The sequence below is a fragment of the Nonomuraea sp. NPDC047529 genome (assembly GCF_040642995.1).
Taxonomy (GTDB): Bacteria; Actinomycetota; Actinomycetes; order Streptosporangiales; family Streptosporangiaceae; genus Nonomuraea.
This window is the reverse complement of the sequence record NZ_JBEYTJ010000063.1, coordinates 23,382-45,195: the sequence shown is the minus strand read 5'-3', so window position 1 is coordinate 45,195 and position 21,814 is coordinate 23,382. Positions and strand designations below refer to the sequence as shown.

At 70.3% G+C, this 21,814-nt stretch carries 12 protein-coding genes; 9 read left to right on the top strand and 3 right to left on the bottom strand.

Going from position 1 to position 21,814, the window contains the following annotated elements:
- On the top strand, positions 1-469 hold a 469-nt coding region (locus ABZ815_RS49620), incomplete at its 5' end, for a hypothetical protein (RefSeq protein WP_357709645.1).
- Between the two features lie 40 nt (positions 470-509).
- Here the strand turns inward: ABZ815_RS49620 and ABZ815_RS49615 are convergent.
- The gene (locus ABZ815_RS49615) at positions 510-2,489 is read right to left on the bottom strand and encodes a histidine kinase (RefSeq protein ID WP_357709642.1); all 1,980 of its coding nucleotides are present in this window, start codon (positions 2,487-2,489) and stop codon (positions 510-512) included.
- 162 nt (positions 2,490-2,651) lie between these two features.
- Here ABZ815_RS49615 and ABZ815_RS49610 point away from each other — a divergent pair, with 162 nt between their 5' ends.
- Entirely contained in the window at positions 2,652-3,965 is a 1,314-nt protein-coding gene (locus ABZ815_RS49610) for a hypothetical protein (protein WP_357709639.1), read from the top strand.
- A 28-nt stretch (positions 3,966-3,993) separates the two neighbouring features.
- On the opposite strand, the gene ABZ815_RS49605 is transcribed toward ABZ815_RS49610, so the two are convergent.
- Positions 3,994-4,851 carry a LysR family transcriptional regulator gene (locus tag ABZ815_RS49605; protein WP_357709636.1) on the bottom strand — a complete coding sequence of 286 codons (858 nt, stop codon included), beginning with the start codon at positions 4,849-4,851 and terminating at the stop codon, positions 3,994-3,996.
- Positions 4,852-4,910: 59 nt separating this feature from the next.
- Between ABZ815_RS49605 and ABZ815_RS49600 the strand changes: the two genes are divergently transcribed.
- From ABZ815_RS49600 to ABZ815_RS49580, 5 genes are all read left to right on the top strand, one after another.
- A complete protein-coding gene (locus ABZ815_RS49600) occupies positions 4,911-5,729 on the top strand; it encodes an alpha/beta hydrolase (protein WP_357709633.1) in 819 nt (272 codons plus the stop codon).
- A 229-nt stretch (positions 5,730-5,958) separates the two neighbouring features.
- On the top strand, positions 5,959-7,245 hold the full coding sequence (locus tag ABZ815_RS49595) for an activator-dependent family glycosyltransferase (RefSeq protein ID WP_357709630.1): 1,287 nt from the start codon (positions 5,959-5,961) through the stop codon (positions 7,243-7,245).
- Between the two features lie 18 nt (positions 7,246-7,263).
- Positions 7,264-12,798, top strand: a complete 5,535-nt coding sequence (locus ABZ815_RS49590) for a type I polyketide synthase (protein WP_357709627.1) — start codon at positions 7,264-7,266, stop codon at positions 12,796-12,798.
- Between the two features lie 98 nt (positions 12,799-12,896).
- Positions 12,897-14,429: an MFS transporter gene (locus ABZ815_RS49585; RefSeq protein WP_357709624.1), complete on the top strand. Its 1,533-nt coding sequence runs from the start codon at positions 12,897-12,899 to the stop codon at positions 14,427-14,429.
- A gap of 502 nt (positions 14,430-14,931) precedes the next feature.
- Positions 14,932-15,924, top strand: a complete 993-nt coding sequence (locus tag ABZ815_RS49580) for a cell cycle transcriptional regulator TrcR (protein ID WP_357709621.1) — start codon at positions 14,932-14,934, stop codon at positions 15,922-15,924.
- Between the two features lie 29 nt (positions 15,925-15,953).
- Here ABZ815_RS49580 and ABZ815_RS49575 read toward each other — a convergent pair whose 3' ends face one another.
- Positions 15,954-18,653 (bottom strand): AAA family ATPase, encoded by a 2,700-nt coding sequence (locus ABZ815_RS49575; protein WP_357709618.1) that lies wholly within the window; start codon positions 18,651-18,653, stop codon positions 15,954-15,956.
- Between the two features lie 799 nt (positions 18,654-19,452).
- Here ABZ815_RS49575 and ABZ815_RS49570 point away from each other — a divergent pair.
- Entirely contained in the window at positions 19,453-20,520 is a 1,068-nt protein-coding gene (locus ABZ815_RS49570; protein ID WP_357709615.1) for a phytanoyl-CoA dioxygenase family protein, read from the top strand.
- Complete coding sequence (locus ABZ815_RS49565) at positions 20,499-21,812, top strand: DUF6271 family protein (RefSeq protein ID WP_357709612.1); 1,314 nt, start codon at positions 20,499-20,501, stop codon at positions 21,810-21,812. Before ABZ815_RS49570 ends, ABZ815_RS49565 begins: the two co-directional genes overlap by 22 nt.
- Positions 21,813-21,814: the final 2 nt, after the last annotated feature.

Genomic DNA, 21,814 nt, shown 5'->3' with positions numbered 1-21,814 from the left:
TCACAGAGCCGGCGTGGTGGTCGACCACGCGCAGGCCGGGCATGCCCGGCTGACTTCCTTCGGCGCGTTCGTCGATGCCCGGGCCGCGCTGCACTGCGGCGACCTGAGCGACGCCACCGCCCTGGTGGAGCGGGCTTTCGACTCGTTCTCCATGGGACGTTACGTGGCGTACGCGCAGGCGGCGGGAGCCGAGCTGGCCGTCGTCGCCGGGCTGCCCGACGCCCCGGACCGGCTCGCGACCGCACTCCTGACAGCCGGTGAGAACCACTGGGCCTCGGCATGCCTGGCTCGCGCCGGCGGCAGGCTCCACGCGGACCCGGACGCGCTGGCGGCCTCGGTCGCCCAGTGGGAGGGCATCGACGCCCGGCTGGAACGAGCCCATACCCTCCTGCTGATCCCACATCGCGTCGAAGAGGGCCGCGCCGCCCTCGATGCACTGATGAGGAGTGCGGGCAGGAGAAACCGGTAAGTCGTCCGCTCCCACCCACGTGGGCGCTCGTACTCTGGATCTAGGCGGGGACCCAGGAGCGCGTCGGCACCGTCGCGGCCAGCTCGAACCACTCGCCGTCCCGGGCCAGGTCCAGCCGCCCGTCCAGCTCGGCCAGGCGCGTGGTCAGGTTGCCCATCCCGGCCGAGCCGCGGCGGATCGGCTTGGCCTGCGCGCCGTCGTTGCGTACGGTCATTCGTACTTCGCCGTCGCGCGCGTTCGTGCTGATCGCGCAGTGGCGGGCGGAGCTGTGCCGCAGCACGTTGGTGACCGCCTCGCGCAGCACGGCGCCGAGCGTGGTCTCCACCTCGGTGCCGAGCATGCCGTGACCGAGTTCCAGCGTGACCTCGATGCCCGCGGCCGCCAGCACCGAACGTGCCGATTCCGCCTCGCCCGCCAGTGACAGCCTCCCCCGCTCGCCGGAGACGGTCCGCAGGTCGCCCATGGCCTGCTCGGTCATGGCCAGCACGTCGTCCAGTTCGGCGCGGGCGCGTTCGGGTTCCAGCCGCCTGGCCAGCTCGCTCTTGAGCAGGATCGCCGCCAGCGTGTGCCCGAGCAGGTCGTGCAGGTCACGCGCGGCCCGCAGCCGCTCCTCCACCACCACCGACCTGGCCAGCCCGTCCTTGGCCGCGCTCAGCTCCCGGTCCAGCCGCGCCAGCGTGAACAGCCCGTAGATGACCAGCCCCGTCACGAGCGTGCTGACCGTGTAGTTCACCACCAGCGGGTACGGCAGACCGATCACCAGCCCGGTGCCCCCCACCAGCGCCATGACGGCGGCCACCAGCGGCACCGCCGCTCTCAGCCGCAGGGCCAGCAGCAGCGGCCCGGTCAGGAACCCGGTCGTCACCAGCCAGGCCTGCTCGAACACCGGGATCGGGGCGAGCGTCAGCACACCCATGACGATCAGCGCGATCGGATGCCTGCCCTCGATCGAGCGCAGGTGGATGACGATGATGACGACCAGCAGAGGAAGGGGCCACCACGAGCCGGCCAGCAGCAACGCCTTGGCCGAGAACCCGACCAGCACCGCCGCGAGCACCGCCGTCGACAGCCTGCTGGACAGGGCGGGCGGGTCAGGCAGCGTGGTGCCGGGCAACGCCACCTCCACGAAGACCTGGGCGTTGTCGTCGACGCCAGTGGTGAGCGTGCCACCGGCCGCCGCGACCTGGGCGGGGAGATCGGCCAGGAATTCGTCCGTGGCACTGGGAGTGCCGTCGTGGGCGATGCTCAGCCGGACGGTGCCGTCTTCTGTGGCGGACTCGATCACGCAGCGGGAGGCGGCGCGGCGCCGGACGATCTCGGTCACAGCCTCGCGCAGGACGGTGGCCAGCAGCGCGCCGGCCGGGCCGAGCGGTTCCGCGTGCCGCATCCGCACCTCGGTGGCGATTCCTGCGGCGATCAGCATGCCCTTGGCGGTGGTGAGTTCGGGGGCCAGCGACATCGCGCGGTAGCCGACGGCGGCGGCTCTGGCCTCGCTCAGCGAGTGCCGGGCCGATTCCACGTCAGGCGTGCCCTTCCGGGCGCTGGCCGCGATCGTGTCGAGCGCGGCGCCCAGGCTCTGGTTGAGTTCCGCCGCGATGCGGAGCTGTTCCTCGGCCGCCGCGGTCATCGCCAGCGACAGGCGAGCGGCGGTCACTTCCTGGATCCGGTCCAGCATCGTGGCCAGGCCGTAGACGATCAGGGCGATCAGGACCATGCTGATCACCGGGTCGGCCGGTCCCAGCAGCAGCGCGCTGCCCGTCACCACGAGGGCGAGCGGCCAGGACCTGGTCAGCAGCAGGGAACCGGCGACGAAGCCGAGGATACCGACCGAAGTGTCGAACACGAACACGGAACCGTAGGCGGCGGCGGCCTGCAGCGCGATCAACCACCAGGACCGGCGCCGGGTGAAGAGCACCTGTAAGCCGAGTACCGCCAGGGCCAGGGGTGACCCGGCTATCGCGTAGACGCCGGCTAACCCGGCCAGCACCAGAAGGACGGTCCACTTTGCCCACGTTTGCACCCACGTAGCCTACGAGCACCGTTGCCGCCGCCGTCACCGCGAGGAGCACACCGGCGGCCAGGAAACTGGACCGCTTCCACGATTGACGAGCATCGGGCACGTATCTGGGACGCGCCGGGCACTCTCCGGAGGGGCGGCCACACACATCCCATGGAGGCGCCCATGCCCAGGGTCGGGTTCGAATGGCAGTTCCAGCGTACTGAGCTGAGGTTTCTGAAGAATTCCAGGGACGGCTGGCAGGCCGAGGAAGCCCTGCCGTCCAAGGGACGGGTCTGCTACTGGCAGGACCCCGGGGTGGCCATCGAGTCCGACGGCGGCGACGTCGAGATCATCACCGACTCGGTGACGACGTGGGCGGCCCTGCGCCGTCAGCTCGTCTTCATCGGCGAGCTGCTGAGCCTGCTGACGAGCCGTTCACCCGACCCCGCCGCGCTTCCTGCCGCGTTCCTCCAGGCCGACGAGGAGGAGGCCGACACGGCGACCGGCCCCAGGCGATCGAGCAGGAGCCGGACGAGCAACAAGACGCAGGCCGTGCGGGTGGCCCAGGGGCACCTGAGGACCCACGACGACGTCCAGCAGACCGACGGCCTGCGCTTCGTGCCGGGCACCAACGTGGGCAACATCGTCACCGTCGCGCTGGCGGCGCCCATCAAGAGGTGCGAATTCGACTCCGCCGGCAACCCGGTGATGACGACCGCCTGTGCCGCGGGCGACGTCCTGGCCTTGACCGCCGGTGGGAACCTCGTCCACGGAACGGTCCAGGCCACCATCGACGTGCCGCTGGTGCAGCTGCCCGACCGGCTGAGGGTGCTCGACTTCGATCCGAGCGAGCGGGTGCACGCATGGCTGGCGGGACGCCATCAGACGGACAACCTCATCGGGTTCGTCACGCTGATCCAGTACATGCTGTGGGTCTTCGCCCATCAGAAGCTCACCTCCGACGACGGACCGAAGGCGGGCTTCGCGCTGCTGCCGCGGACGAACCTGCGCTCGGTCTACATGAACGCGCTGACGGAGGTGGAACGGTCCGCCTTCGACGCCATGGTCAACGCCCTGCCCGAGGACGAGCAGAATTCCCGGGTGTGCCCTCGGCCGTACGGTCTCGGCGGGCGGCACACGTGCGACAACCGGCTCACCCTCTTCTGGTGGCTGCGGTCGATCCAGGTCGGCGACCCCGGCCAGGGCGACGAGACGCTGGCCGTCCACATGAGCGGCGACGGCCCGCGCGGCGTCGCCTACGACGCGATGTCCCCGCCTCGCGGTTACCCCGCGCACGAGCCCTTCCCCGGGCGGCCGGCGGAATGGTTCACGTACTCCATGGGGCAGAAGACGACGCCGTACCGGGCCTCGCACGTGGTCGTGGAGTACCGGCAGACCGACCTCTTCGGCCTGAAGAACGGCATGGGAACGTACGAGCAGTTCGTCACCGCGGCGATGATCGCGGCCCGCAGCGCGGGCCTGGACGTGCCGGACTGACAACCTCCGCGCCCCGACGAAGGCCGGATCAGCCGGGTTCGGCCAGGTCGAGGAAGGCTCGTACGGCGGGCCCGCGGTCGCTCGGCGACACGACGGCCAGGGCGAGCGTGCGGGTGAGGCGTGGTTCGAGCGGCCTGGTGACGACCGGTCCGAGCTCGGCCGGCAGGCCGAGCGTGGGCACGATGCTGACGCCCAGGCCCGCGGCCACCATTTCGAGGATGGCCGACTGGCCGCCGGCCTCGTAGGCGACGTCCAGCTGGACGCCGGCCTGGCGTGCCGCTTCGGTGATGAGCGGGCGGCAGCCCGCCGTGGTGAGGATGAACGGCTGCCCGGCCAGGTCGGCGATGTGGACGCTCTGCTGCCCGGCCAGGCGATGGCCGTCCGGCACCACGGCGACCATCTCGTGGGTGCTGAGCGGGATCGTGTGCAGGCCGGGGGCGGGGAGCGTGACCACGCCGACCTCGGCCGCGCCCCCGCGCAGCCAGCCGCGGACGTCGTCGTCGGCCCCCTCGAACAGGCGCACCTGGACCTGGGGGTAGCGGTCGGTGAAGGTCCGCAGCCGGGGGGCGATGAGGGTGCCGGTGGCGCTGGGCAGGCTGGCCAGCCGGAGCGGCCCGGTGACCTCACCGGCGGCGGCCGCCACCTCCGCGCGGATCAGGTCGAAGTGGCGCAGAGCCTCGCGAGCCCGGAGATGGGCCCGCCGTCCGGCCTCGGTGAGGGCGATGCCGTCGGCGTGCCGGACGAACAGGGGGGCGCCGAGCTCACGTTCGAGGGCGGCGACGGCGCGGCTGACAGCGGGCTGGGACATGCCGATCAGGTCCGCCGCCGCGGTGAAGCCGCCTTGCTCGGCGACCGCGATCAGCACTCGGAGCTGCGTCAACGTCATGGGGCCATACCCTAAACGGTATTTGACCGGCGCTGCTCCATTCCCCCATGGTTATGGCCATGTCCACACGCATGACGATCGAGGTCGACGGCCGCATGGCCAGTTATCTGACGGCGGGCGAGCACGGCCCGCAGGTCCTGTTGCTCCACGGCACCTACTGGAGCCGGGTCTGGCTGCCGGTGCTCGACGACCTGGCCGCGGCCGGGTTGCGGCCGGTCGCCGTCGACCTCCCCGGCCTGGGCCGCTCGGAGGGGGAGCTGACGCCGGAGACGGCCACCGTGCCGGCACTGGCCGCCTGGGTGGCGCGGTTCGCGGCGGCGCTCGGCATGGACGCGCCGGCGGGCGTGGCCGGCCACGACATCGGCGGTGCGATCGCCCAGCGGTTGCTGGTGGGCGGCGAACTGGCGGTGCCCCGGCTGGCGCTGGTGAACTCGGTGAGCTACGACTCCTGGCCGGTGCCCGGCGTGGCGCGTTACCGCGACCCCGCCGTGGTCGCCGCCACCACCGTGGAGGAGTTGCTCGCCGCCCGGCGCGTGGCCGTTTCCACCGCCCTGGCCCGGCCTGTCGCCGAAGGGGAGCTGGCCGACTATCTCGACCCGTGGCGCGAACCACGCGTGGCGCGGTCCTGGATGGCGCTGGCCGGCGCCGCCGACAGCCGCCACACCCTCGACCTCATGCCCGCCCTGCTCGCCTGCGACGCGCCGAAGCTGCTGGTGTGGGGCGAGGACGACACCTTCCAGAAGGTCGGCTACGCGCAGCGGTTCGCCGACGAGGTGCCGAACACCACGCTGGTGCGGGTCGCGAAGGCCGGCCACATCCCCATGGAGAACGATCCCGCGATGGTCGCCCGCACGCTGGCCGCGTTCTTCCTGGCTTGACGGTCCGCCGCTCTCCGCGCCGCTGAAATCGAAGGGAATTCCCGCGCCTTTCATTGAATTAAAATGGCCGGCGGCGCATTACAGAATGCCGCACCCCCTAGGGGAGCCGTAGGGGGGCCTTAGGGGGATATCGCTCCAGGTCTGGTGCATACCATGTCGGGTGAATCAGTGAGGGTTTGCGAAGCATGTCTGGATACTCCGCCGGCAGCTCCACGAAAGGACCCCGAATATGCGTGTGGTGATCACTCAAATCGCGGCGACCAGTCATCTTTGCCTGACCGCACCGATCGGATGGGCGCTCAAGGCGGCAGGGCACGACGTGGTGGTGGCCACACAGCCGGATCTCCTCAACGCGGTGAACAATACGGGGTTGACCGGCGTGGCGGTCGGCAAGGAGGCGAGGCTCGCCGAGCGTATGGCGAACCTGCAGCCGGAGGAGACCATTCACGGCACCGAATATGACATCACCGAGACCCGGCCCCACGTCCTCACCTATGAATACACGCGCGACACCCTCGCGGCGCTCGCCTCCCCGCTGTCGCTGGACCTCATGGTCGACGACACGATGTACGACGACCTTGTGGCCTTCTGCCGGCACTGGAAGCCCGACCTGGTCGTCTGGGACTCGGTCACCTTCTCCGGGCCGGTGGCGGCGACCGTGTGCGGCGCGGCGCACGTCCGGACGACCTGCGGCCTGGACCACTGGGCGCGCATGCGCGAACTGTTCCTGCGTCTGCGCAAGGATCGCCCCGGCGCCGGGGACGAGGACCCGGTCCGCGACTGGGTGGCCGCCAAGCTGGCGAAGTACGGCTGCGATTACGACGAGAGCGTCATTCTCGGGCACGCCACGCTCGATTCCGTCCCGTCCTGGCTGAGATATCCGACGGAGTCGGCTCACCTGCCCATGCGCTATGTCGCGCACAACAACCCCGGGGCATTCCCCTCCTGGCTGTCCGAGTCGATTCCGGATCGTCCCCGCGTCTGTCTCACCATGGGAGTCTCGCTGGAGGAAGTGTGGCGCACCGGCGCCACCTTCGCGCTCAAGGACCTCTACGAGGCGATCGTGGACCTGAACGTCGAAGTCATCGTGCTGAGCGAACCGCCCTTCGGGGATTCCGTGACGGCGATCCCGGACAATATTAAATTCGCCGGATTCGTCCCGAACAATTTCCTGCTGAAGAGCTGCGCCGCGATCATTCATCATGGCGGCTGGGGAACCACGGCGACGGCGATACTGAACGGCGTACCGCAGATCATCATTCCGCATTCCGTCTACGACGCCCACCAATTGGCCGAGGGGGTCGCCACCCGCGGCGCGGGCGTGCATCTTCCGCCCGACCAGGTGAGTGCGGCGAGCCTTCGCCGGGAACTGCAGCGGGTCCTGGAGGAGCAGACGTTCGCCCGGAGCGCGGCGGAGATCCGTCAGGACATGCTCTCCATGCCCACTCCGCATGACATCGTCAAGGACCTTGATGATCTCGTGAGCCGTCATCGGCAGGCGACCCCCATGCGATGAGCGCGGAGGAGGCGGCAAATGGCTGACGAAGAAAAACTCCTCAAGTATCTGCGCCAGGTGGCCGAGGAACTCCAGCACGCCAACCAGCGCCTGCGTGAGCTCGACGCGAAGGAGCACGAACCGATCGCGATCGTGGGCATGGCCTGCCGGCTCCCCGGCGACGTCGGCTCCCCCGAGGACCTGTGGCGCCTGGTGAGCGAGGGCAGGCAGGGGGTCGGGCCTTTCCCGCAGGACCGGGGCTGGAGCCTCAGGACCACGATGGACGACTCCCCCGACGGCCTCCCCTACGTCCTGGAAGGCGGCTTCCTGCGGGACGCGGGAGGGTTCGACGCGGCGTTCTTCGGGATCTCCCCGAGGGAGGCGCTGGCCATGGATCCCCAGCAGCGGCTGCTGCTGGAGGTGTGCTGGGAGGCCCTGGAGCGGGCCGGGATCGACCCGCACACCCTGCGACGCACGGCGACCGGCGTGTTCGTCGGCGCGTTCGGCAACGACTACGGGATCGGCGGCGGCCCCTTCCCCGAGGGCACCGAAGGCTACCTGGGCACGGGGACGTCGAGCTCGGTGATGTCCGGGCGGGTGGCGTACACGCTGGGACTGGAAGGGCCGGCTCTGACGGTGGACACCGCGTGCTCGTCCTCGCTGGTGGCGATGCACCTCGCGTGCGCGTCGCTGCGGCGCGGGGAGAGCAGGCTCGCGCTCGCCGGAGGCGTGACGATCCTGTCCACCACGCAGATCGTGGACATCGGACGCCAGCTCGGAGGATTGGCCCGAGACGGCCGCTGCAAGGCGTTCTCCGACGACGCCGACGGCACGATCTTCTCCGAGGGCGTCGGGATGGTGCTGCTGGAACGGCTGACCGACGCCCGCGCCAACGGGCATCCGGTGCTGGCGGTGGTGCGGGGATCGGCGGTCAACCAGGACGGCGCCAGCAACGGGCTGACCGCGCCCAACGGCCCGTCGCAGGAACGCGTCATCCGTCGCGCCCTGGCCGACGCCCGGCTGTCGGCGTCCGAGGTGGACGTGGTGGAGGCGCACGGCACGGGCACCGCGCTGGGCGACCCGATCGAGGCGCAGGCGCTGCTGGCCACCTACGGGCACGACGGCGACGCGGCGGAGCCGGTGTGGCTGGGATCGGTCAAGTCGAACATCGGGCACACCCAGGCGGCCGCCGGCGTCGCCGGTGTGATCAAGATGGTCATGGCCCTGCGGGAAGGCCACCTGCCGCGAACCCTGCACGTGTCGGCTCCCACCCACCACGTGGAGTGGGGCGACGGGCCCGTACGGCTGCTGGAACAGGGCCGGCCCTGGCCGGACCGGGGCAGGCCGCGGCGGGCGGGAGTGTCGTCCTTCGGGGTCAGCGGCACCAACGCCCACCTGGTTCTCGAACAGGCCCCCGACCCCGATCCGCCCGCAGACTCCCCCGCCTCCGGTGTCATGGCGCCGGGACGGGTGCCGTGGACAGTGCCGTGGACGGTGTCGGGCCGGGGCGAACGGGCCCTACGGGCTCAGGCTGGACGCCTGGCCGCCCACGTGCGCGAGCACGCGGAGCTGGAGCCGGAGCCGATCGGGCACGCCCTGGCGACCCGGCGTACGCACTGGGAGAACCGGGCGGTCGTGGTGGGCCGGGACCGGACGGAGCTGCTGGCGGGCCTGACGGCGCTGGCCGAGGGCCGCTCGCACGCGTCGGTCGTCGAGGGGGTCGCCGCCGGAGGGCGGCGCGACGCGGTGTTCGTCTTTCCCGGACAGGGTTCGCAGTGGGCCGGAATGGGCCTGGAGCTGCTGGAGGACAGCCCCGTTTTCGCCGCCCGCCTCCGCGACTGCTTCGCCGAGATCGAGAAGCTGGTCGACTGGAAACCGCTGGACGTGCTGCGCCAGGCCCCGGGCGCGCCGGATCTGGAGCGGATCGAGGTTCTGCAGCCCCTGACGTTCGCCATGATGGTGTCGCTGGCGGCGTTGTGGGAGTCGGTGGGGGTGCGCCCGGTGGCGGTGGTCGGCCACTCGCAGGGCGAGCTGGCCGCCGCGTACGTGGCCGGGGCGTTGTCCCTGCCCGACGCCGTGCGCCTCATCGTGGGGCGGAGCCGCCTGTTCGCGGACCGGCTGGCAGGCCGGGGCGCCATCGCGGCGGTCGAGCTGGGCGAGGTCCGGGTGCGTCAGGTCATCGCCGACTGGGGCGTCCCGGTGACCGTCAGCGCGACCAACAGCCCCACGGCCTCGGCCGTGTGCGGCAGCCCGCAGGCGCTGGCCGACTTCGTCTCCCGCTGCCGGGCCGCGCGCATCCAGGCCCGCTCGCTGACCTCGACGGTCCCGTCCCACTCCGCCGAGGTCGAGCCGCTGCGGCAGGACTTCCTGGACCTCGTCGGGCCCCTGGCCGCCCATCCGGCCCGCGTGCCCTTCTACTCCACCGTCACCGCCGCGCCGATCGACGGCGCCGAGCTGACCGCCGAGTACTGGTACCGCAACGCGCGTGAACCGGTGCGGTTCCACCCTGTCATCCAGCGTCTGCTGGCCGACGGGCACCACACCTTCCTGGAGGTCAGCCCTCATCCCGTGCTCACCATGAGCGTCCAGCAGACCATCGAGCAGAGCGGCGCCGACGCTCGCGCGCACTCGTCGCTGCGCCGTCACGAGGGCGGCGGGCGCCGGTTCCTGCTGTCGATGGGTGAACTGCACGCCCATGGCACGTTCGTCGACTGGCCGGCCGTCCTGCCGCCCGATGGCGGCGTGGCCGACCTGCCGACCTACGCCTTCCGCCACCAGAGCTACTGGCTGCGGCCTTCCGCCGCGGCCAGGGCCGCGGACGACGACGGGTTCTGGTCCATGCTGCGGGACGCCTCCCCCGGCGACCTGGCCCGGCGCCTGGACGTGGACGCCTCCGCCGTGGACGCGGTCGTTCCCGCGCTGACCCGGCTGCGGCAGCGCCGGCACGACGAGAGCGTGCTGCGACGCTGGCGCTACGAGATGGCCTGGCACCCGCTGCCCCCTTCTCCCGTCGGCGACCCGTCCGGCCTGGGCCGATGGCTCGTCGCCGTCACCGCCGCAACCGCGGGCGACCCGCTGCCCGGCCGGATCGCCGACGACCTGACCGCCCATGGCGCCCAGCTCGTCACCGTCGAGCTGGCCGACGCCGATCGCACGCGGCTCGCCGAGCAGATCCGGCACGCCTGCTCCGACGCCCCCGTGACCGGCGTGCTCTCCCTCCTCGGCCTCGACCAGGACGCACATCCGGACTTCCCGCCCCTGACCCGCGGAGCGGCCGCGACCGTCACGCTGATGCAGGCCCTGTCCGACGCCGGCACGACCGCGCCCCTGTGGGTGGTGACCTCCGGGGCGGTGGCCGTCCACGCCTCCGACGAGGTGAGAGACCCGGGCCAGGCGTGGTTGTGGGGCCTGGGCACGGTCGCCGCCCTGGAACAGCCTGCCACGTGGGGCGGCCTCGTCGACGTGCCCGCCCTGCCCGACCCCGAGGACCTGGCGTGCCTGCGGGCGGCGATCGCCGGCGCCGGCGGCGAGGACCAGATCGCCGTCCGCGCCCATGCCTCCCACGCCCGCCGCATGATCCGCGCGCTGCCCGACGACCGGGACTCCGCTCCCTGGCGTCCGCACGGCACCGTCCTGATCACCGGCGGCACCGGGGGCATCGGGCGGCAGCTGGCCCGCCGGCTGGCCCTTCAGGGCGCCGACCACCTGATCCTGCTCAGCCGGCGCGGCCCCGACGCCGAAGGCGCAGGCGACCTCCAGGCGGAACTGGCCGCCACAGGCAGCACGGTGAGCGTCGTCGCCTGCGACATCACCGATCCCGACGCTCTGCGCGCCGCCCTGGACCGCCTGCCTCATCCGCTGACGGCCGTGATCCACACCGCCGGGGTCGCCGCCCCCGACCGCCTCATCACCGAGCAGACCCTGGCCGACGTCGCCCGCATCGCGCACCCGAAGGTCTCGGGCACGCTCGCCCTGCACGAGGTGCTGCGCGATCACTCCCCGGAGGTCGTCGTCCTGTTCTCCTCCGGCGCCGCCGTCTGGGGCCAGCACGGCCAGGCCCCCTACGCCGCCGCCAACGCCTTCCTGGACGCCTTCGCGGCGCACCGGCGCGCCGCCGGGCTGCCCGCCACGTCCATCGCCTGGGGCGCCTGGGGCGGCGGCGGCATGGTCGACGCCGCCGTCGGCGATCGGCTGGCCAGGATCGGCGTCCGGATCATGCCGCCCGACCTGGCCGCCGAGGCCCTCTCCCATGCCCTGGCCGCGCCCGATCGGCAGCACGTCGTCACCGACATCGAGTGGGACCGTTTCGCCCCCGCCTACTCCCTGTCGCGTCCCCGCCCTCTGGTGTCGGCCGTCCCTGAGTACGCGCAGGCCCTGGCGACCGACACCACCGCCGCCGCCGCCGGCGCCCAGGACACCGACCTCCGCAGGAGACTCGACCCGCTGTCCCCCGCCGCACGGCAGGACGCCCTGGTCGCCCACATCCGGGCGGAGGCCGTGAAGATCCGCGGGCTGGCCGGTGTCGAAGCGGTGGGGCCGGACAAGAACTTCCTCGAAGTCGGCTTCGACTCGCTGGGCGCGGTGGAGCTGCGCAACGTCCTGAACCGGATCACCGGGCTGCGCCTGCCGGCCACCCTGGTCTTCGACCAGCGCACCCCCGCCAACCTGGCGCGGTATCTCCTGGCGGAGCTCTACGGGCAGGACGGTGCCGGTTCCGCCCTTAACGGCAACGGCTCGCTCAGCACGCTGCTGCACGAGGCGACCGCCGGCGGCAAGCTGCACGAGGCGATCGCGATGCTGGAGGCCGTGGCGAAGCTGCGTCCCTCCTTCCGGGCCGGGGAAACGCCCGCCAAGGCCCCGGCGCCGCTGCTGCTGGCGTCCGGGCCCGGGTCGCCCCGGCTGTTCTGCTTCAGCACCCCGGTGGCGCTGGGAGGGGCGGCGCAGTTCGCGCGGCTGGCGGCCGGGTTCCAGGGCGTCCGCGATCTCTACGCGCTTCCCGTGCCGGGATTCGCGCCGGAGGAGCCGCTGCCCGACAGCGTGGACGCCGTGGTCCGCTTCTGGGCGCAGTGCGCGGCCGAGGCGGCCGGCGGGCGACCGTTCGCGCTGCTGGGCTACTGCGCCGGCGGGAACTTCGCCTATGCGGCGGCGGCCCACCTGGAGGGCATCGGCCTCCATCCGGAGGGGCTCGTGCTGCTGGACACGTTCCCCGATCTCACCGTCGTCGACGAGATAGGCGACGCGATGACGGAGGGCATGTTCGAGCGCGAGGATCGTTTCGGTCCGTTCACCGACGCCAGGATGGCCGCGATGGGCCGTTATTACCGCCTGACCAAGGAGCTCTTCGAGCACACCGGCCCGGCACCGGTCAAGACGCCGGTTCTCTGCCTCGCCCCCGACACTCCGCTGCCGTCGGGCCCCGACGGACAACGACGCCGGACAGGGCAGTGGCGGGCCACCTGGCCGGGCGAACACACCTTGTGCGAAGTCAGAGGTGACCATTTCACGGTTCTCGAAAGCGAGGCCCCGACCACGGCTGCGGCGATCGACGACTGGCTCAGGTCGCTGGGCGGGTAGCGACTTTCGGGCGGCTTTGTGATCTGATTCATGCGACGCCGCCACAGGCGCCCCTCACGACAGCGCTTCCCTGACATCACCGTGCTCGGAGACAAAACGTGAACGTCGTTGGCGAAGGCAAGAAGGCAGGAAAGCAGTGGGCCGGGCTGGCCGTCCTCATGCTGCCTTTGCTGATCACCTCCACCACCGTCACCGTCCTGTTCTTCGCGCTCCCGGCCATCACGGCCGACCTGCGACTGAGCGGGGTCGAGCAGCTGTGGATCGTGGACATCTACACGTTCGCGCTGGCCGGGCTGCTGCTCCCCATGGGGAACCTGGGTGACCGGATCGGGCAGCGGCGCCTGCTGCTGGCCGGATCGGCGGTGCTGGGCATCACCTCGGCCGGCGCCGCCTTCGCCCCCAGCGCGGAGTTCCTCATCGTCGCGCGCGGGTTGCAGGGCCTTGCCGCGGCCAGTCTGATGCCGGGAACGCTCGCCCTGATCCGGGTCATGTTCACCGACACCCGCAAACGCCAGATGGCCATCGCGCTGTGGGCGGCCACGCTCTCCGTCGGCAGTGTGGTGGGCCCGATCGTCGGCGGCTGGATGCTGGAGAGGTTCTGGTGGGGATCCATCTTCCTCATCAACGTTCCCCTGGTCGCGCTGGTGCTGGTCGTCGGGCCGTTCCTGATTCCCGAGAGCCCCGATCTCGATGCGAGCAAGTCCTTCGACATCGCGAGCGGCACACTCTTCCTGCTGGCGGCCCTGCCGCTCGTGTACGCGATCAAGCAGCTCTCGTCCGGCGGGGACCTGCGCGCCTGTGTGGCCGGCGCCGCGGTGGGGTCGGTCTTCCTGACGCTCTTCCTGCGCCGGCAGCGGCGGCTGGCGGCGCCGATGGTGGATCTGAGCCTGTTCCGCAACGTCGGGTTCAGCCTCTCCCTGACCTCCGCGGCAGTGGCGATGTTCTCCCTCGTCGGGACGACGCTGTTCCTCACCCAGTACCTGATGCTGGTGCTGGACCTGCGGCCGGTCGTGGCGGGCCTGGCGACCTCGCCCGCGGCCGTCACCTCCATCCTGGGGGCCACGCTCGCCGCCCGCATCGCCCGGCAGGTCAGGCCGGGGTTCATCATCGGCCAGGGCATGCTCTCGATGGCGGTGGGGTTCCTGCAGGTCGTGCGGTTGGACGCGCAACCGGACCCGGTGACGCTCGTCGCGGCGACGGCGCTGCTGGGCTGGGGCATCGGCTCGGCCTCGGCGGTGACCTCCGACATGGTCGTCGCGCTGGCGCCGCGCTCCAAGGCCGGCGCCGTCTCGGGGACGTTCCAGTTCAGCACCGAGTTCGGAGCCGCGCTCGGTGCGGCCGTGCTGGGCAGCATCGGGCTGGCGGTCTATCGCAGCTCGCTGCTCGGGTCCGACCTGACGGGAATGCCGGAAGTGCCGCCGGCGGCGGTGCGGGAAACCCTCGGCGGCGCGTTGGCGACGGCGGAAAAGCTGTCCGGAGAATCCGGCGAGATTTTACGGACCGCCGCGCGTGCGGCGTATGTCGACGGCATGCACATTGCCGCCGTCTCCAGCATGGCCATATCTGTGCTGGCGGGCGTTCTGGTCATCATCGGGCTGCGCCGGAAGAAGGCCGACTACGGGGCCCGGTGAAGCAGCGGAAAAGCCTGACGCATTTCGGCTCAACCAAAACTCCGGCGGGTCACGGACCTTCATATTGTGTAAGTCGCGTGTTTATTCCGCGGACATCGTCCTGACCACTGTTTACACCCCAAAGTAGGGTGTCAGTTATGTCGCGCGCCTTGGCACGGCAGGCCGCCGAAGAAAGTTCGGCGATTGACTGGGCAAATTGCGCGTCTTAACTATACTGATCGAATAGTCACCTCACATGGTTGGACCGGCCCGGGGAGCGGCCGACCTCCGCCTCGCTCTCCCCTGTGGCCGGCTTCCAGCCGGTGACGCGCCTACTCCACAGCGTCTTCATACGGGGAGGATTCGGCAAATGCATACGTTCGCCGAGAGGGTCGATTTCTGCTCCGAACGTGTGCAACGGATAGCGTTCGACCCTCTGGCGGCGTCGAGCGAGAACACCATCGCGGCGTTGCAGGAAGGCGCGGAACCAGGCTCGCCGGCGGACACGGAACGTGAAATTCAGGTGACGCAGCAGACGGATCCGTTCCTCGGCAGCCTGTCGGAGGAGTCCGAGCTCGTCCCCGTCACCGTCCTGCGGCCGGGAGACTCGCCCAGGATCGCCGGCCAGGATCCGCTGCACGTGCGCGCGCTGGCCCAGCTCGACATCGAGTTGCCGTCGATCGTGGTCCATCGTCCCACCATGCGGGTCATCGACGGCATGCATCGGCTGAACGCGGTGCGCCTGCGTGGCGGCACCACGATCAGGGCCAGATTCTTCGACGGCAGTGACCACGACGCCTTCGTGCTGGCGGTGAAGCTGAACTCGGCGCACGGCCTGCCCCTGTCGCGGGCCGACCGCACGGCCGCGGCCGCTCGCATCCTCGTCTCCCACTCGGACTGGTCGGATCGGCTGGTGGCCAAGCTGAGCGGCCTGTCGCACACGACCGTCGCCTCCATCCGCAGGCGTTCAACTGGCAATTCCCAGCAGTTGAACGCCCGCACGGGTCGCGACGGGCGCACCCGTCCCCTGAGCACGTCGGAAGGGCGTCAGCTGGCCGGACGGCTGATGGCCGAGCGGCCCTCGGCCCCCCTCCGCGAGATCGCCGAGGCGGCGGGGATCGCGCTCGCCACGGCGAGGGACGTCCGCGAACGGGTGCGCCGCGGTGAGGACCCGGTCCCCGGCAAGCTGCGCGACGACGACGTCCAGCAGGCCGACCAGCCGCGCAAGGCGCCCCAGAGCGCGCCGCCGGAGGAGATCGCCACCGTGCTCGAACAGCTCAGACGCGACCCGTCGCTGCGGATGAGCGAGAGGGGACGCACGATCCTCCGCCTGCTGGACATCGCGCAGATGGCCTCACGGACGAGCGACTGGACCATGCTCAGCGACAGCGTGCCGCCGCACTGCGCGACCCGGCTGGCGCGGGTCGCGCGGGCGAGCGCCGAAGCCTGGCTGCACTTCGCCCAGGCGATCGAGAAGCGCGAGAACCCCGTCCCCGATCACAGGACCTCCGCCTGACCTCTCGACCGGCCCCGGGCGCATGCCCCCTACGGGCTGGAGAGCAGGAGCGGCAGGTCCTTGCGGCCCTTCACGTTGAGCTTCCGGTACGTGCTCGTGAGGTGCTGTTCGACCGTGCTGGCGGTGATGTGCATCCGGCTGGAGATCTCCCGATTGGTGTATCCCAGCGCCGCCATCAGGGCGACCCGGTGTTCCGACGGGGTCAAGGTGTTCTTCACGACGTTGAAGCTGTTCTCGGCGATCACTGACACCTCGTTCCTGACCGGCGCGGCCTTGCATTTCTTGGCGAGGCTGTCGGCCTCCCGGATCACCAGGCTGGCCTGGTCCGCCTCGCCCAGCACGGCGAGCGAGTAGCCGAGCTGCATCAGCGCGTTCACCAGCTGCACGTCGCGGCCGGCGTCCAGCAGGATGTCGATGGCCTGGCGTAGCAGCCGCGGCCGCCTGCTGACCTCCTCCGTCGAGGCCAGGACGGTCAACGACGCCGCCTTGATCCACGGCGTCTCGGCATGCCGCCGGGAGCCGTGCTCGTCCAGCAGAGCGAGCGCGTAGGCGTTGTCCTTCAGCTCGACCGAGATCGCCGCCGCGTCCAGACGCCACGGGGACAGCAGCGGATTGTCCAGCCCCCAGTCGCACATCAGCTTGCCGCACTTCAGAATGTCGCGGCGGGCCGCGTCGGGCTGATCGATGCTGGCCAGGTATCTCGCCCGCGCCGTCAGGTAGTGCAGCCCGTACCTGGTCTGGAAGACGGACTTGGCGAGGGGGCGGTGGATGTAGCGCTCGACCTGGTCGGGCCTGCCCATCTGCCGGTTCGCCTCGATGAGGCTGGCCAGCGGCAGCGCCGCGCGGACGCCCAGGCAGTGGGCCGGCAACATCTGGAGGGAGTTCAGGGCGTGCTCGACCGCCAGCGGCAGGTCCTCCATGGTGATGGCGATGTGGGCGCGGAAGGCGGCGAGCGCGCTGATCCAGGTCGGCGCGCGATGTCGCTCGGCGCGGCCGTACAGGGCCTCGGCCCAGGCGTCGGCCTGCTCGGCCTGGTTGGTGTAGACGAGCGAGAACAGCGCCGACTCGACGGTCTCCACCATGCATTCGTCCAGCTGCACGGATTGCAGGATGCGTTCCGCCGTCTTCAGCGCCGTCTCGCCCTCTTCGTGCCGCAGGTTGCTCCTGAGCGCCACGACCGCGCGCTCGTGCAGGTCCTCGCCGTGCTGCGCCTGGGGGACGCCGGCCGGGTACGCCGGGTCGTGAGCCCCTCGCACCATCCGGAGCAGGGGCGGGTACGTGCTGGCCAGCCATGCGCTCGCCGATCGGTACCAGACCCCGACGCGCGCCTGACTCCCCTCCGACTCCTGGAACATCGCCCTCAGCCGCTCGTAGAGCTGCGCCGCCTCGGCCGTGCGGCCGTGCCAGAGCATGCACATGAGCAGCCAATGGATCTCGCTCTCCCGCAGCAGCCCGTCCTCGGCGGCCTGGAGGAGCAGCGGAGTGTGGCTGATGGCCCTGGCGGGGTTCAGCAGCCATTCGGCCTTGGCCAGCGACATCGTGATCGGCACGCGCTGGTCGCCGTCGCCGCACAGCTCGGCGGCCACCCGGAAGTACTTCACCGCGAGGTTGAACTCGTGGCTCGCCATGGCCTGGTCGGCGGCCTCGCGCAGGACGTCCAGCGCCCAGCCGGCGCGCTGGCCGCCGCCTTCGAGCAGGTACTCGGCCACCAGGCCGGCGTGGCAGCCGGCCGAGTACAGCACCTTCGCCGCCCGCCAGTGCAGATCCTGGGAGGCCGCGCGTTCGAGCGAGGCGAGGACGGCCGTCCTGGCGACGGGATGTCGGAACCGGGTCGACTCCAGCACGCCGACGGTCTCCAGCCACTGCAGGATGCGTTCGACCGTCGCGATCTCGATCTCCAGCATCTCGGCCAGCAGATGGGGCGTGGACGCGCTGCCCAGGACGGCGACTCCCTGCGCCGTTCTCAACGCCGTGGGCCCGCTGCGGTGCAGCAGCGTCCTCAGCGATCCGGCGAAGATGTCCCCGTCGACGTGCTGCCGTTGCTCGATCAGCGCGCGAATGAGCAGCGGATTTCCGCCGGTGAGCTGATGCATGTCGGCCACGAATTGTTCATCCGATTTCCCTTCGGCGTCCTGGACGAGCATCAGGGAAGCGCCGGCCGGAGAAAGCGGGTTCAGCCGGACGCGCACACACAGCGGGTGGTACAGGAAATTGGTCTCCACCCGGCTGGCCACACCGGTCGCGTCCTCGTTCGCGGTCAAGGCGAGGAAAATCCTGGCGTTGTGCATACGTCCCACGAAATGATGCAGGATTCGCAGCGACGGCGAATCCGCGTATTGCACGTCGTCCACCGCGATCAGCAGGGTCCGGTTCCGCGCATAACCGGCCATCGCATTCCACAACTCGTAGGCCAGGTCCAGCGAGCCCGACTCCTCGGCCTCGCCGCCGCCCCGCTGCGAGGTCGACCCTTCCGTCAGGCCCAGCAGGCGCAGCTCCTGGTAGAGCTGGTTGACCAGGCCGAACGGCACAGCGCGCTCGTCCCGCAGGCACGTGGCGCTGATGCAGGTGATGTCCGACTCCATCGCCAGGTCGTTCAGGGCGTGCAACAGGCGCGTCTTCCCGAAGCCCGTCGGAGCGACGATGAGAGCGAAATGCCCCCGTCTTTCGTCGCTCTCGGCCAAGGCATATTTGAGCAGTTCGACCTCGTACTCGCGTTCGATTAAATGCATGATTTCACACGCTCACCGCGAAATACGGGGGCGAATGAGGTACGTCAAGCGGAGTGCATAGTGCGCTGAGCGTCCCACGTGCAAGGTTGTCCCCCTTGATGGCAGTCCTTCATGCTCCACCGCCGAGCCGCAGCCAAGCCGACCCCGTCAACTCAAACACCAGATTGATATTTCAAGCTATCGCTCGCCTTGTCAACGGACCCGGTCACAATCCACAACACCGATCTTTAAAGATCTTGAACGGCGCCGCCTGCGGATTTCGGCCGATCGTGGACGCTCCCATCGGGTACGGCCGGGTCCTTGATATGGGCGAACGCGACGGTCGCGTGGACGTGCGGGCCGCGGCGGGCGGTGATAGCCGGGACAGATCAGGGACGCCGGCCCGGGACGCACCGACGAGCCCCCGACGCCCTGATCACACCCCGCGATCCGGTGTGTACCGTGTGCGCAACTTCCGTTCTCCCGCTCTTTCCTTATGTGCACCGATTTCCAAGAAGCCGGTGAATTGACAGGCCCACCCCGCCCGGCGACGGCGCCGAAAGTCCGAGGGGCCGTCCCTGGCCGGATACACCCGTCCCATGTAGGGGTGAGCACGGCACGTAGGGGTGTCCAGGACCTGGATGCGTAGTTAACTTTGCGCACGCACGAAATGCGCAGCAGCGACACCGGACAGCCGGAAACGAAAGCCGGCCGGCCGCTCCTCCGGTGGCGGAAGCGCCGAATTTCTCGAACAAGCGTCGAGGGCACGTCGTTCAACACGATTCGGTTCATAAGACGACGCACACCTTGGAGTCGCCACATGCCCGCGCCAGAAGAACAGCCGTACCGAGCCGTTTCGGAAATCGCGTACCTCAGCACGGACGGTGAGACATATGTCGCGCCCACGCCGCTGAAGGACCTCAAGAAATCCCTGCCGCTTCGTGTGCTCTCGGCCGAGGACTTCGCCTTCTGGCAGGCGAACGGCTATGTGGTGGTCAATCGGGCGATCACCACCGAGGCCGCCCTCCGCCTGCTGGGGTTCGCCTGGGACTTCCAGGGCCTCGACCCCGACAAGCCGGAGAGCTGGTACGCCTACCGGGAGTTCCGCTCGGACCTGGAACGGGACCTGTACGTCTACGGTTTCGTCGAGGCCTACCATCACCAGCTCATGTGGGACAGCCGCCAGACCCAGCGGGTCTACGACGCGTTCGTCGACGTGTGGGACTGCCTGGAGCTCTGGGTCACCCTCGACCGGCTCAACCTCAACCCGCCCAACGTCAAGAACCGTGACCGCAGGCTGGTCGCCCCCACGACCAGGGGGTTCGACATAGAGCTCCACTGGGACGTGGACTCCACCCGCAGCGTGCCGCCCCAGAGGGTCCAGGGGCTCATCGCGCTCACCGACACCGAGCAGCTGCTCGGCGGCTTCCACTGCATGCCGGACCTGTTCCGCCAGTTCGACGCGTGGAAGCTCGACCAGCCGGACGACCGCGACCCCTACCGGCCCAACGCCGACCGGAACAGGTTCCCCCTGGCCAGGCCCGAGCTCATGGCCGGCGACCTGCTGATCTGGGACGGCATGCTGGCACACGGTGTCGCGCCCAACCGCTCCCAGTGCGGCGTCCGGGCGGTCCAGTACCTGGCCATGATGCCCGCCCTGGAGTCGCACCACGCCCTGAGGACTTCCAGGGTGAAGTCCTGGCGGACCCTCAGCACGCCGGAATGGAACAGGACGCTGGTCGGCGACGCGACGTTGCACGAGTCGCTCAGGTACGGCCCGGCGAAGCTCAACGAGCTCGGCGAACGGCTGCTGGGGCTCACCTCTTGGACCGCGGGACCGGCTCTACGCTCGACTGGAGGAAGCGCATGCGCAGGAGGATCTGCCTGACCCTGCCCACCAACAGGGCCTGCACCGCCATGGTGTCGGCGCTGAGCCAGGAGGCCGCCCACGCGGCGGAGCACTTCGACGTGGACGTCCACGTGCTGATCCTGGACTCCTCCGGCCGGGAGGCCTTCGCGGAGCACGCACGAACCGTACGCGACACCCGCCAGGCGCCCGACGTGACCGTGCATCACCTGGACGAGGCGGAGCAGCGCGGTTTCCTACGGGAGATCATCCGCCGCTCCGAGCAGGCGCAGGCCGAACGTGTCCTCGCGCTCATGCTGCCCGAAGGGGTCTCGTACGGCTCCTGCACCAACAGGGCCTTCCTGATCGCCCGCGCGCTCGGGTGCGAGTCGGTCCACCGCCGGGACTCCGACAGCCGCTACCAGCTCCGGAACGGCCGGCCCGTCTTCCCCGTCCACCAGGAGCTCCTGTCCCTCGGGAAACGCACGTCCGACGCCGCGCGTCACGTGTCGCGGACGGCGCTGGAGCCCTGCCACGAGGACAGGCGGGTGGTGATGGTCGGCGGCTCCTTCATCGGGGAGATGTCCGTGGACCTCGGTGAGATGCACCGGCTCCACCAGGGCCTCTACCACGACATCGTCGCCCTCTGGGCTCCCCTGACCTGGCCCGAGGAGAAGAAGCGCGAGCTGGTCGACGAGTCGTTCAAGGGCGCCGGGACGGAGGCGTTCACCCACGACCGGTCCGTCCTCGGCCGCGTCGATCCCATGCGGGTCGACATGTGCAACATCAGCTTCTTCCAGGTGCACGAACGTGTCCCGCTGCTGCCCGCGACCGACACCATCGGCAGCGACTACTTCCTGATCCACCTGGTCCACGCCGCGGGATTGCCGGGCGTTCTGCACAATCGCAACATCGTGAACTTCCACACCGGGGAACGGCGGACGGATTCCGGCTTCACGTCCTACCAGATGGCGTTCGTGAAGTTCCTCCTGTCGATGCTGTACCTGAACTGGATCTACACGAGGATGGGTGCGGCCGGCACGACGCTGCTCGACCAGGACGGCGCCGTCCGCGCCTCCCTCGTCGCCGAGCTCGTCCGGGAGTCCACCGCGCTGGACGTGTCGGAGAACGTGGCACGCCTTGACGTCCTAGAACGGTCCTTCCAGCGGCTCGGGGGCCGCTACGCCACGATCGCCGACCGGCTGACCGGCCTCCGCCCGCGGTTGCTGGAGGAGGCCCGCCGGGACATGGAGGACTTCGCGCTGCTGATCGACTCCTGGGACGGGCTGATGCGGGCCGCCTCGACCGCCGGCTTCCACCAGCTGAGCCGGTAGCC

Excerpts from the sequence above, each read along its gene's own strand:
- ABZ815_RS49590 (WP_357709627.1), top strand. The coding sequence starts at position 7,264 with ATGGCTGACGAAGAAAAACTCCTCAAGTATCTGCGCCAGGTGGCCGAG.
- ABZ815_RS49605 (WP_357709636.1), bottom strand. The coding sequence starts at position 4,851 with ATGACGTTGACGCAGCTCCGAGTGCTGATCGCGGTCGCCGAGCAAGGC.
- ABZ815_RS49570 (WP_357709615.1), top strand. The coding sequence starts at position 19,453 with ATGCCCGCGCCAGAAGAACAGCCGTACCGAGCCGTTTCGGAAATCGCG.
- ABZ815_RS49610 (WP_357709639.1), top strand. The coding sequence starts at position 2,652 with ATGCCCAGGGTCGGGTTCGAATGGCAGTTCCAGCGTACTGAGCTGAGG.
- ABZ815_RS49565 (WP_357709612.1), top strand. The coding sequence starts at position 20,499 with ATGCGCAGGAGGATCTGCCTGACCCTGCCCACCAACAGGGCCTGCACC.
- ABZ815_RS49575 (WP_357709618.1), bottom strand. The coding sequence starts at position 18,653 with ATGCATTTAATCGAACGCGAGTACGAGGTCGAACTGCTCAAATATGCC.
- ABZ815_RS49595 (WP_357709630.1), top strand. The coding sequence starts at position 5,959 with ATGCGTGTGGTGATCACTCAAATCGCGGCGACCAGTCATCTTTGCCTG.
- ABZ815_RS49600 (WP_357709633.1), top strand. The coding sequence starts at position 4,911 with ATGTCCACACGCATGACGATCGAGGTCGACGGCCGCATGGCCAGTTAT.